Source organism: Brevibacillus sp. NRRL NRS-603, assembly GCF_003013445.1.
Classification (GTDB): Bacteria; Bacillota; Bacilli; order Brevibacillales; family Brevibacillaceae; genus Brevibacillus; species Brevibacillus formosus.
Genome location: NZ_PXZN01000011.1, coordinates 324,937 through 338,471 on the forward strand (window position 1 = coordinate 324,937; position 13,535 = coordinate 338,471).

A 13,535-nucleotide genomic window follows, 5' to 3' on the forward strand; every position below is an offset into this window, starting at 1 on the left:
AGAGGTCATCGCCTCTTCAGCTTTTTTCATGGAGCAATTACTCTTCTTCCACATCGCCAACCGCGTCTACAGGAACCTCCACATATTCCTTTTCCCCGAGCACGATCTGAGCTTGTCCATTCGTCAAATCAACCATCCGTGCAACAAACTCATCCTGTTCACCCTCAGGGATCAGCACATGTGCAGTCACCTTGTCTGTAAAATCCGTACCACTCACGCGATGTTCGCCTAGGCGCAGCTCGTTCTCCACCTTGCCCCACCACGTATAATCCACGCTGACAGAGATTGTCTGATGCAGCGTGTGCACCACGATCTTTGCAGCCTTCAATGCAGTGACGGTTCCAGCTGTATAAGCCCGAACGAGTCCACCGGCCCCAAGCTTGATTCCGCCGAAATAGCGAGTGACGACCACGACCGTATCCTTCACGCCGTTTTTCTTGATGCATTCCAGGATCGGCTTGCCTGCCGTACCGCTAGGCTCCCCATCATCACTCGAACGCTGAATCTGGTCGTTTTCGCCGATGACAAAAGCAGAACAGTTATGGGTAGCGTCCCAGTGCTTCTTTTTAATCATCGCGATAAACGCTGTCGCTTCTTCCTCTGTAGTAACTCGCTGGGCATATCCGATAAAACGGGAGCGCTCAATGACGATATAATCCTCGCCGTAGCCAGCAATGGTTTTGTATTGGGTAAGCATCGTACAATCACCTCAAGAAAAGGATAGCATGCCAAAGAAATGTTGGCGAACATTGAAATGTTTTTGACACATAATCGTAGTACTCTATGTGGTGCTTGTGGAATAAAAAAGGAAAGGGAGGAGTTACTTATGATTCCCTTATGAAAATGCTGGTATGGCATAATTTTGCGTGTGAGAAGGATAACTCTGTGATATAGTGATCTTGGGACAAACCACATATTTAATGTGGTTAATAATTTTATGCTCAATATAAAATGAAGGAGTGGAATTCAGTGAATTTTCCATATTCGAAAAAGAAATGGATGTCTATCAGTTTGGCGGCATTATTAACAACAGCACTTGGCGCAGGAACCTTGACAGCATCTGCGAATACAGGCTCCGAACAAGCAAAGGCACCTACGACTGTACAAGCATCTACCGATAAAGTAGCAGCGGAGGCAAGCAAAGATAATACGACAACACCTGATACTGCCGCAACAGAAGAGTTGACGCTGGATAAAGCGATTGAACAAGCTTTGAAAACCAACGTTACATTGCAAAATGCTATTCTGGATGCGAAAAATGCAGATATTAACAACTCAATTACTTACAGAAGCACGGCACAAATGACAGCAGACATGCTGGAATCCTTGGACGCAGCGCAAGCAAAGTACGTAAGAAGCGCCCAAAGTGAAATGACCAAGAAGCTGAATGCTCTCGCTGTTAAGTCTACAGAAGGAAAAATCAAGTTAGGCGCACAAGATGCCTATTACAAACTGATTTTTGCTCAAGATGACGTGAACCTGAAAAAACAAAGCTTGGCTCGTGCAGAAGCACAACTGAAAGTAGCCAAGGCTGCATTTGATGTGGGAACGAACGCGAAGACTGACGTCCTTGAAGCAGAAATGGGCGTAGCTGGTGCAAAAGCTCAGTTGACGACTGCGGAAAACAACTTGGAAATTGCCATGATGAATTTGAACGATTTCCTTGGCGTTGATCTGCAAAAGGAATGGAAAATTGTCTCTGCCAATAAGAAAATGGCTCCAATCTCGATCACCATGGAAGATGCCGAGAAGCAGGCCCTCTCTAAACGTTTGGAAATTACCAAAGCAGAAGAAGAGCTCAAACTGGCAGAATTGAATGTGAAGCTGATCGCTGAGTATACAGCGGCGTCAACTCTTTCTGGTCAACAAGCTCGAAACAACGTCGAGAAATCGAAGCTTGCCATTGATGAGGCAAAACGTACTGTTTCGAAAGATGTTGCTCAGGCATACCTCAACCTAAACGCAGCTCGCGAGGCGATTGACTTCCAAAAAGCGGCAAAAGATTCCGCAGCTGAGAGCTATCGCTTGAAAAATTTGCGTTTTGAAAATGGACTCGCGACGACTTTGGAAGTGATCCAATCGGAAGAAGCATTGTCTACTCGTGAGAACGAATACCAAAAAGCTGTTCTGTCTTACAACCTGGCTGTCGTAAACTTTGAAAATGCGTTAGGAAATTAACCTAATTCAAGCAAGATTTATGAGGTTTTGAACCAAATTGGAAAAAGGTTCAGTCGTGACAGCCCGCCATATGTCCCCTATAATACGGAGTGTGGCGGATGTCACTTCGTACATAATAGACAGGTGAATAACGAACCACGAAAAAAACTTTAAATTTTTTTCGAAGGCGCCGCAACTTTTGATTCGCTCAGGCGTTTAATAGGATGTCACACGAAAAACGGGGAATTGTGTAAAAAAGATTCACGAATTCTAGCAGTTGTGTTACACTAGTGATTGTTGCATTTTACACAATACTGAATATACTAGAGATTTTTTAACACAAAAAGCGAGGCTTTCCTGCGAAAGGAGGTGACACGCGCTTGCAGGATTCGGGCTTTAAAAAGAAAGATAGATTAACAACAAATATTCCCCAAGAACAATTTGTTTATACTAGAGGAGGAGAACACAAGGTTATGAAAAAGGTCGTTAACAGTGTATTGGCTAGTGCACTCGCACTTACTGTTGCTCCAATGGCTTTCGCAGCAGAAGAGGCAGCAACTACAGCTCCTAAAATGGACGCTGATATGGAAAAAACCGTAAAACGTCTGGAAGCTCTTGGCCTGGTAGCAGGTTATGGCAACGGCGAATACGGTGTAGACAAAACTATCACTCGTGCAGAGTTCGCTACTCTGATCGTTCGCGCTCGCGGACTGGAGCAAGGTGCGAAATTGGCACAATTCAGCAATACTTACTCTGATGTTAAATCTTCTGATTGGTTTGCTGGTTTCGTAAACGTAGCTTCCGGCGAAGAAATCGTAAAAGGTTTCCCGGACAAATCTTTCAAACCACAAAACCAAGTTACTTATGCTGAAGCAGTAACTATGATCGTTCGTGCACTGGGCTATGAGCCAGCTGTTAAAGGTGTATGGCCTAACAGCATGATCTCCAAAGCTTCCGAGCTGAACATTGCTAGAAGCATCACTACTCCTAACAATGCAGCAACTCGTGGCGATATCTTCAAAATGCTCGACAACTCTCTGCGTGTAGACTTGATGGTGCGCAAAGGATACGGTACTGAAGCTACTTATGAAACTACAAACGAAACTCTTCTGACTAAATACCTGAAAGTTACTGTTCGTGACATGGAATGGGCTCAAGAAGCTGGCAACGACAGCGATGACCTGCCATTGGTAACTAACGTACCAGCTATCGGTCTGGGCAAAATCAAAGCTAACGAAGTTACTTTGAACGGTAAAGACGCTGGTATCGGTAACACTACTTACAAAGTAGCTGACGGTATCAACGCTAACGATTTCGCTGGTCAACACGTACAAGTGTGGATCAAAGACGACCGTGAAGACGTAATCGTTTGGATGGAAGGTTCCACAGACGAAGAAGTTATCATGGACCGCCTGGGCGAGTTCACTCTGAAAGGCAAACTGTTGGAAGATCCAAAAGATCTGAGCAACTCTGATCTGGCTGATCTGAAATTGGAGTTGGACGCTAGCGAAAAAAGCTACCGCTTCAACAAAAATACCCAAGTAACTTACAACTTCACTCGCTTCAACGATGCAGTTGATGGTTTGAAAGAAATCATCAAAGACAACTCTGAATCTCCTGGTTACACTTTCGGAGCTAAAGTTGTTCTGGACAACAATAACGAGATTGCTTACATCCACGTTATTGACGACCAAACAATCAACAAAGAAGACGAAGGCGTTAAATACGGTTCCGAAGTTATCTCCAAAATCGATGCTGATAAGAAGAAAATCACGAACCGTGATAACGACAAGTTCAACGAACTGGAAGACAAAGAAGAAGGTAAAGACTTCTTGGTATTCCTCAACGGTAAACCAGCTAAATTCAGCGATCTGAAAGAAGGCATGGTTTACAGCGTATACTACGCTGATGGCGACGAAGACAAATTGCTGGTATTCGCTACTGACACAGTAGTAGAAGGTAAAGTAGACAAAGTTGTTAGCCGTAACAACAACGACTACCGCCTGACTATCGGCGACAAAACATACCGCATTTACGAAGGTGCAACTTTCTCCGATGACGGTAACAAAGATGTTCAAGACATCGACAAAGACCACTGGGATCTGGTTGACAGCTTGGACGATGAAACAGTAAAACTGTACCTGGATGCTTCTGGTCGTGTTCGTCACATCGAAACTAAGGATGCTATCGACGATCGCAAACAAAAAGCAATCATCACTCGTGCAGCTACTTTCAACACAAGCAAAGACACTTGGGATTTCACTGTGTTGACTCAAAAAGGTAAAAAAGTAACTGTTTCCCTCGAAGCTAAAGACATCTATGACTTCGATGGCAAAAACTACTCCAGAGATGGCAAGTCCGAGTGGGATCTGGAAAACATCCTGGTACCTAGCAAAGACAAAGACACTCTGCTCGTAGAAGTAACTCTGGATGCAGATGGCAAACCAGACAAAGTTGAATTCCTGAAACCTGTAAAAGTTGAACAGGAATCCGGCAAAGCTTGGGATGACCTCGCGGATGAAGACGACGATATGGTTGGCGACTACGAAGTTACTGACAAAACAGCTGTCTTCAACATGACTGGTGAGTTGGAAACAAACGGCAAACGTGCAGAACTGAAAAACGCTAAAACTGCGAAGTTCAAAGACGTTGCTGACGAAAACGACCTGTCCGTAATCTACACTGTAAACGATAAAGACGAAGTAGAAGCAATCTTCGTTGTTGAAGGTGACGGTTTGTCTGGTGACGCTATCTACGGTCAAGTGATCGACTTCGGTCGCGCTGGCGGTAAAGACACCATCAAAGTATGGGTTAAAGAGAAAGACAGCAACAAAATTGTTGAGAAAGAATACAAACTGGATGGCGATCAAGACGATCTGAAAGATGACGACATTCGTCGTAACGACTTCATCGCATTCACAGTTGATTCCAACGACGAAGTTATCGTTGACGATGTAGTTGAAGTAGTTAACAAAAACGCTAAAGGCATGCTCGCAGAAGTAACTGACGAAAAAGGCCTGAGCGATGCAAACATCGACAAATTGACTGTTGGTTTGGTTGATGATGTAAACAAAGACACCATCACTTACAAAGATGCTGACGGCAACAAGAAGAAAGCTAGCATCAAATCTGCTACAGTTTACTTCGATCTGTTCGATGACCTCGGTGAAGCAGATGGCGTTAACGAAGGCGACTACGTTGTAATGATCGACAGCGGTGACATCTCCGGTACTAAATACGACTTCGTTCTGATCGTTTCCGACGAGAAGACAGTTCGTAAAGAAGACCTGGAAGATGAAGCAGAAGCATTCTTGAAACAAGAGCCAGCTGAAGGCGAAAAACCAGTTTGGGATGCTCTTCCAACTACTGTAGAAGGTAAATATGTATCTGCTGGTACAATGAAAATTTACCGTGCTTCTGTAGAACTGAACAAAGACATCAAGGCTGATGACGTTGATGACATCATTTTCTCCATCAACGGCAAAGAAGTAACGCCTGACGTTCTGGACTTCAAAGATGGCAAGATCTCCATCCAGTACCAAACTGAAGACAAAGTAACTTCTAGCGAACTCAAAGTTACTAACAAAAATGGTAAAGATTCCGACAAAGCAAACGTGAAATTCGTAGAAGCGTAAGAATTTCAGTTAGCTAGTCTGAAGCAGGATTTGGGTTATCAAAGAGTTAGAGGGGACATTTCCCCTCTAACTCATATTACCCGACTATAGAGAACTTCCTATCAAACATACGGAGGGGTAGTACGTGAATAAAAAAGTGGTACTTTCTGTTCTTTCAACTACACTTGTAGCTAGCTTGGCAGCTTCTGCTTTCGCAGCACCAAAAGATGGTATTTACATTGGTGGAGACATCAAAAAATTCTACTCTACTGACGTTCTGTTCGAAATGACGCCAGCAGCTAAAACAGCTTATAACAATGAGCTGAAAACTATGGCTACTAACCTGAACAACGTAGTATTCGTTGACTACAAAGGAAACGGTGCTTCTCTGCAAGAAATGTTCGACAAGGGCGGTAAAGTTGCTCTGGGCGAGCCTCTGAAAAAAGAAGACTTCGCTGATCTCTACAAAGTAGTGAACAAAGACGGTTCTTCTACTGCAACTGAAAATGCTAGAGACAAAGTAGATGGCACAACTCCAGGTGAACTGAAAGTTGAATCTGTAAGTGCTATTAACTTGAATCAAGTTAAAGTAACCTTCTCTAAAGAAGTTACAGAAGCAACTGCTGAAGCAGCTCCTAACTACACTATCTCCGGTTATGCTGGAACTTTCGTTCCAACTCTTCTGGCTGATGGTAAATCTGTCATTCTGACACTTGGAACTAAACAAACTCAAAGCTCTAAAGCATTTGTATCTGTTGCAAATGTACAAGACGCTGATGGTAAAACTATCGAAACCAAGGTTCAAGAGGTTACTTTTGCTGACGTGACCGCACCAACTATCGCATCTGTAGTTGCAAAAGGTAATAAAGCTGTTGTTGTAACCCTTAGCGAACCAGTTGCTGGCCTTCAAGTTACTGATTTTAAACTTAATGGCAGCGATTTGAGCATCGTTGGTGGCGCAGTTCTTACTGCAAGCAACGGGACATCCGATAAACAACCAACTAACCAAGAATACACTCTGACTTTTAACAACGCATTGCCAGCTGGAACACACAATCTTCAATTTGCTTCTTCTGTAGCACGTGTTGACGAAGCTGGATTCCCACTTGTAGCAACTACAAAATCGTTTACTGTTGATGGTGTAGCAACTGCTCCTGTAGCAACTGTAACGGCTGCGAAATCAGGTGTACAAGGTACTGTAACAGTAACTTTTGATCGTGCTATGGATGCAGCTACTTTGGCTAATAACTTCTTCTTGAATGATGTTACGATTCCAACTGTTGGTGCTCCACAACTCGGAACAGATGGCAAAACTGTAACCTTGACATTTGCTAACATCTCTGCAGGTGCTAATATTCTTCTTATCAACCCAGCTGTTGCTGACACTTATGGTAACAAAGTAACAACTGCTACTACACCAGTTCGTGTAAACTTTACTGCAAGTGCTGACACAGTAGCACCTGTTCTTGATAGTGCAGTATCCACTAGCGAAACTGCTCTGACATTGAAGTTCAATGAGGCGTTGGATTCACTGACTACTCAAAACAGCGCTAACTATGTAATCAAAGATGCAAACGGAGTAACTGTTGCTCCTACTGCTACTAGAACTTTGACTCCTACTCTTGGCGGCGTTGGTAATAAAGAGGTTTCCATTGCACTTGCATCTAAATTGCCAGGTGGTACTTACACAATTACTGTAACTGGAATTAAGGATACTGCAGGTAATGCATTGACAACTGCTTCCAAAACATTCACTGTTGGTGACTTGACTCCTGCAGATTTAGATTACAAAGGTGGAGCTGGAAAGGCAGCGGTTCATAATCCTGCTAACCACACAGTAGAAGTATTCTTTAATGAACCAGTACAAGTATCTGGTGCATATTCCGTACTCGATAAAACGAACTGGCAGTATAAAGGTGGTAACGTTCCTGCATACGTAACGTTGTCTGCTGGTGCTGGTAACAAATCTGTTGTATTCCAATTCACGGCAACTGATGTAATTAATGCAACTGATACCTTTACAGTTTCTGTAGTAAAAGACGTAGCGGGTAATGTTTCACGTAACCTGACCACAACTGTTGCTGCTGCATCTACAGTAGATGCTCCAGTAATCCTTAATGGTACTGTTAAAGCACTTGCTGGAACTACTAGCAATGACATTCTGACTTTTGATGTGGATCAACCATTGGTATCCATCGAAAAGAATGATTTTGCAGTATCAGTAAATGGAACTTCTGTTACAGCAACAAATGCTACTATGAATGGAAAAACAGTAACATTAACTTTTGCTGAGGGTGCCCTTGCTGATGGCCGCAACATCACTCTCAATGTAACTGGTCCTATTGATTCCAAAAATGCTAATGGTGCTCCTCTTGGAACTGAGGGTGGCGTAGCTCTTAACGCGGCTGACGTAGTTGCTCCAACAGTTGCAACTGCAGCTGTAACTGCAACTAATGAGCTGACGGTCACTTTCAACGAAGATCTGAATGGCGGTCTGGGTGCGCTGTTTAAATCTGACTTCCTCATCGACAACAATGGAGCTACTGTCTCTGCAGCATCTTCCTCTGTTGACGCTAAAAAACTAGTATTGAAACTGGCATCTGGTAAAACTTTCGGAGGTACTGTAAAAGTTTATCCGGTAGCAACACCAGCAAATGTTCAAGACTTGGCTGGGAATAAATATGTTCCAACTTCTACAGAAGTGAATTCTGGTATTGCAGCAACTGCTTTAAACACTGTACCAACAGTAACAAATCCAATTGCAAATACAGTTGGAACTGCAGGTGGGGCTGTTGTAACCGTTGACGCCACAAACACTTTTGCAGATGCAGATAGCGATACTCTGACTCTGACTGCAGCATCCAGCGATAACGCAATTGCAACAGTTACTGTAAACGGCAAGAACGTAGTAGTTACTCCAGTTGCTGCAGGTACTGCAACGATTACTGTAACTGCTAACGATGGTAAAGGTGGCACTGTCACTGAAACCTTCGATATCGTAGTGAACGCAGCAGCTAACAATGTACCAACAGTAGCAGCTCCTATCGTTGACCAAACTGGCACTGTAGCTGGTGGAGCTGTAACAGTAGACGCATCTGGCACTTTTACTGATGCAGATAGCGATGCTCTGACTCTGACTGCAGCATCCAGCGATAACGCAATTGCAACAGTTACTGTAAACGGCACGAACGTAGTAGTTACTCCAGTTGCTGCAGGTACTGCAACGGTCACTGTAACTGCTAACGATGGTAAAGGTGGCACTGTCACTGAAACCTTCGACATCACAATCTCTTAAAAAAATCACGAAACGTTACTTCATAAACTCATTACCTGAGTGAAAGAAGTGGAGAACGACCCCTAGACAACTTTCATAGCGGTCTAGGGGTTTTCTCTAACTATCTTGTCAAATAGATTGGTGCAACTCCAATCCATGAGAACAGCCTATGACTCATGTGCCTAATCCTCCTGCACGGAAAGCAGTCCTATACCAATTGCTCCCGTGAAGTCAGGTGAAGTCGTACTTGCTGAGATGCAAGGCGGGGCTCTTTAAAAGTTGACTATGGTCAGGCGACGAATCCATGGTGACCCAATACGAGATAGCTGTTGTTAGGTAATGAAGCGCTAGGGGTTTAACAACAGTCGATGTACGCGAGATCGTTCAGACGAAACAGGAACAATTCAGGCTGTTAAACCTGTTTTTCTCGGATTGTATAGTGGGGACCTAAGGTCAGCAAAACAAGGGATAGACAAGATGGAACGTTTGAAGTCTTATCAGAAGAGGTGGGGTAGCACCAGTGAGGCTGATAAGATGCCGGCGGGTTCGTAGTAGTGTGGATGGCTTGCCGTTTGTACCCGTAGTGGTAACACAGGCGGGGAGGAGAAAACTGGCCGGAGCGAAGGAACCCAGTCAGCGGATAAGAAGGACACGAGAACTTACAATGGGCGTTGTAGTTTCTCAAGTCTACAAATCAAGAACAGCAAAGTAGGATTGCAGAGTGATTGTTTCTGTAATCCTACTTTGTTGTTTCTTGATTTTGATTCTTACTTCTTCGATGATGGAACGCCGTGTGCGATGAAAGTCGCCCGCACGGTGTAGTCTCGAATCGAAAGCTCTCATTTTGTGAAGAGTATAAGTCGAGAATAGCAATCGAGAGCCCATAATTGTAGGGTATGGAATTCCAGATGTAGTTTTCCCACATGATGCGATGTCGGAGGTTATCTCGCTTACAGATTATTTTTCTGACCCTGATGGAGATACTTTGACTATTACGGTTGCGATTGAAAGTGGACCTGGCATTGTATACACATTTAACGACATGATTGGTAGTCCAAACTATGGAAAAATCGTTTTTCATCCTACGAACGGAATTTCAAGTCATGCGACTGTAATGGTGACAGCAGATGATGGTAAAGGTGGTACTGTTCTTGACCGCCTTGAGGTGAGCGTTTCATAAAGTGATTGGTGCAAATCCTATCCATGAGAACAGCTCTATGACTCATGAGCCTAATCCTCCTGCATGGCAAGCAGCCCTATACGACTGCTCCCGTGAAGTCAGGTGAAGTCGTACTTGCGGAAGGCAAGCCGGGGAGGGGAAACTAGCCGAAACGAAGGAACCCAGTCAGCGGATAAGAAGATTACGAGAACTTACAATGGGAGTTGTCGCTTCTCCAATCTACAAGTGAACAATTTCCTAGGAGGATTGCAGAGATATCATTTCTGCAGTCCTTTTTTGCGGCTCATCCTGCTTTAGACGGCTGCTAGCATCACTCGCTAAGACGATTACGTTTGTGAGAAATTTGTGAGAAGCATTTGATAGGATGAAGATGCCCATTGTAAGACGTAACATTTCCTTATTCGCTGATGGAACGCCGTATGCGATGAAAGTCGCCCGTACGGTGTAGGCTCGTGATAACCCCAAATTTCAAACGGGATAAGACGAGAATAGCGAGATTGTCTGGAATGCTAAGGAAGTAGCAAAAGGTATGGCACCGACCGGTGGTACACAAGAGACGAATCAGTTGGAAATTTTAACAGGTGCAAATAAAGACGGAAGGATAAAGGTAGTATTTGATGATGGCCAGACTCGAAAAGACATTATTCAAACGGTAAACATGAATGACAATACTACAACAGTCTTTTACAAGCTGATGGATGCGATCTATCAAGAATTGGGATTTGATTATGATATGACAGGAAGTGGTATGACTATTTATATTAAAGAACCAACTCAAGAGGCAGACAAAGATATTACCATCACGTTAGAAGATCTTGACGCGACGGGGGTCACTGGAGCAGGTTCAGAATGGAGAAAGGGAGCTGCTGGTACGGACGGAGTAGCTGAGGTAAATGAACTTGAAATTACTGAAGCTTCTGGCTCGAAGGATTTGAGTGTTAACTTTACCGACGGAAACTACTTGAATGAGACGGTTACTGTTACCCTTCAAGGTACAGAAACACCTTCTGAAATTACAGACAAAATTGCATCTGCTTTTCAAGCACTCAACAATGGAAAAGGGTTATTCCGTCAGACTATCACGGTTTCTGGGGCGAAAGTAACATTTACGTCTACAAAAACAGTAGCAGATCAAAATATCACAATTACAGTGACGAGTAAATAGTTTTCAATCAGAAGCTTTAAATCCGTTAATTCTTCACAAGAGCCTGCCTCTAAGAGGCAGGCTCTTTCTCTTGTATCGCAGCGATTTGCGCTTGTATGATATAAAAATAAAAAGCCTCCATATCCCGTAGCATAATACAGGGACCAGAAGGCGAATCGACTTACACTTTACCAATCAATGTACTGATCTCTCTCTCATACCCATATCGTTTGAAAAACTCAATCAATGCCACAGCGAATATATCTCTCTGACTAATATTTTTTTCCTTGCTGTATTCGCGGACCATTTGATCGAGTGTATTTGTCATATGAACGGATTTCGTAACGAAAACACCAGGTACGGCATAACGAGGAACTTTACCTGATTCCGAGCCAGGAACAATCAGATCGACTAGACGGCCTCTGTTGCGCTCCAAAAGCTCGAGTAAGGGCAGATACTGATCCATCTGGTTTGAGCCCATTTGAACAGTTCTAGAAGCTCCAAAAGCCTCCTCGAAAACCTCCAGTGGGTTTTCATTAGATGATTTTGCCACTGCTTCGCTATGAAGCATATCCTTATCGGCCAGTTTCCCATATTCCTTCACATAGTTCTTCGTATCAGAACACCACTTGTATCCTTTTGCCTTCATATATGTTGCCAGCTCCCGATGATCCTGAAAGCCCATACGCTTGGCAATCGTCTTCGCATCTGCTCCTTCTTTCTGAAAGAGCGAGAGAATCGTCGACTCCATTGTAGACTTCATTAAATCCTTGCTTGGATCCCACTTCTCAGTACTTGTATGTATAGGTACATAAGCTTGTTTATAACGATCCCACATAAAGTTCTTGCGACGCATGTATATATCTAATGTCTTGTAATTCTTATGTCCCAATTCCTTCGCTAGCTCATCTCGCGTTTTTCCCTCAACCATGCCGCGCAATATCTCATTGACACGCTCGTCATAGATTGGTTTTTTCTCTGTACGTATATCCACTCTCTACACTCCTATTTATCTCTCTTTTAAAGTGTTTGGATATTTTATACACTCACCTACAAATGGCTGATAGCATCTCGCAGCTGATCTAAATTGGTGTGTGTATAAACACTGGTTACGTTCAAAGATGAATGTCCTAGAAGCTTTTGTATTTGAACCAGATTAACATCCTTTTTTACTAGTTGACTTGCAAAGCTGTGGCGGAGGATATGTGCGGTTACCTTCTTACTCCACCCTAATCGTTTGACGGCTTCCGTAATTTCTCGATTGACGTATACCGGTGATAGTTTACCGCTCTTCTTGGTACAAAAAAATCGATTTGAATCAGAATCAGGTCGATGATGCAATACGTATTCTTTCAACATTGGCAGTAAACGGGGAGAGATTGGAATAAAGCGATCCTTGTTTCCCTTACCGGCTACTACGTGAATCACCTGCTGATCCCACTTCACATCATTTAATGTCAGGTTCAGGCATTCTGATATGCGCATACCAGTCAAGAAGAGAACCATAACCACTAGTCTAATTAGCGAGTGGTCGATGGCGTTAACTAAATCATTTACTTCTTCTTCTTCCAAGTATGTTCTTTCCTTTTGCTGCACCTTTATTTTCTCGACGGACAACGCAATATTGCGAGGTACCCATTCTTTTTTATGTGCATAAGCAAAGAATGAACGAAAAGTATGAAGGTTACGTTGTCTGCTGGCAGGAGCATAGGAACGCTCTGATTTCAGATATAAAAGAAAATCTTCAATATCCGTTGCTGTTACTTCATCGACGTATGGCTCACAGTTGTATTTGCTCTCCAGAAAACGGGTAAAGTAGGTCAAATCCTTTTTATACCCCGTTATCGTCTGTTCACTCCGGCCAATGGAGAACAAGTATTGCAGGAAAATATCTACTGCTTGGGTTAAAACCATTTGTTTCAAAACACCACCATGAATGTCAGCATACTAATACAAAAAGAGTAGCCGAAATATGCGGGTAACACCTTTAGTATATCCGTAGTTTGGTTATTTAAATCCTTTAAATAGAATGTGTTATCTGATTGAAAAAGTTATAAGTTTTCAGTTATACTTCCACCATTTTCATCTTTTTACATAATTTTTTCGAACGGCCAGAAAAATACCCCGTACACATTTCTGCGTATGGGGTATTTTCTTAACTGTTCG

At 43.2% G+C, this 13,535-nt stretch carries 8 protein-coding genes; 5 read left to right on the forward strand and 3 right to left on the reverse strand.

The genetic code is table 11. The features are described from left to right. Positions 1–37 precede the first annotated feature (37 nt). Complete coding sequence (locus C7R94_RS07530) at positions 38–697, reverse strand: YigZ family protein (RefSeq protein ID WP_106779554.1); 660 nt, start codon at positions 695–697, stop codon at positions 38–40. 272 nt (positions 698–969) lie between these two features. On the opposite strand from C7R94_RS07530, the gene C7R94_RS07535 reads away from it, so the two are divergent. The 5 genes from C7R94_RS07535 (at position 970) to C7R94_RS07555 (ending at position 11,390) form a co-directional block, all read left to right on the forward strand. After that, the gene (locus C7R94_RS07535; protein ID WP_106779556.1) at positions 970–2,178 is read left to right on the forward strand and encodes a TolC family protein; all 1,209 of its coding nucleotides are present in this window, start codon (positions 970–972) and stop codon (positions 2,176–2,178) included. A 452-nt stretch (positions 2,179–2,630) separates the two neighbouring features. After that, the gene (locus C7R94_RS07540; RefSeq protein ID WP_106779558.1) at positions 2,631–5,792 is read left to right on the forward strand and encodes an S-layer homology domain-containing protein; all 3,162 of its coding nucleotides are present in this window, start codon (positions 2,631–2,633) and stop codon (positions 5,790–5,792) included. Positions 5,793–5,916: 124 nt separating this feature from the next. Beyond that, positions 5,917–9,066, forward strand: a complete 3,150-nt coding sequence (locus C7R94_RS07545) for a beta strand repeat-containing protein (RefSeq protein WP_106779560.1) — start codon at positions 5,917–5,919, stop codon at positions 9,064–9,066. 910 nt (positions 9,067–9,976) lie between these two features. Further along, the gene (locus C7R94_RS07550; RefSeq protein WP_106779562.1) at positions 9,977–10,225 is read left to right on the forward strand and encodes an Ig-like domain-containing protein; all 249 of its coding nucleotides are present in this window, start codon (positions 9,977–9,979) and stop codon (positions 10,223–10,225) included. A gap of 529 nt (positions 10,226–10,754) precedes the next feature. After that, positions 10,755–11,390, forward strand: a complete 636-nt coding sequence (locus C7R94_RS07555) for a hypothetical protein (protein WP_106779564.1) — start codon at positions 10,755–10,757, stop codon at positions 11,388–11,390. A gap of 160 nt (positions 11,391–11,550) precedes the next feature. Here C7R94_RS07555 and C7R94_RS07560 read toward each other — a convergent pair whose 3' ends face one another. Together C7R94_RS07560 and C7R94_RS07565 are read right to left on the reverse strand one after the other, a co-directional pair. Then, positions 11,551–12,363, reverse strand: a complete 813-nt coding sequence (locus C7R94_RS07560) for a hypothetical protein (RefSeq protein ID WP_106779566.1) — start codon at positions 12,361–12,363, stop codon at positions 11,551–11,553. 56 nt (positions 12,364–12,419) lie between these two features. Beyond that, a complete protein-coding gene (locus tag C7R94_RS07565; protein WP_106779569.1) occupies positions 12,420–13,283 on the reverse strand; it encodes a tyrosine-type recombinase/integrase in 864 nt (287 codons plus the stop codon). Positions 13,284–13,535 lie beyond the last annotated feature (252 nt).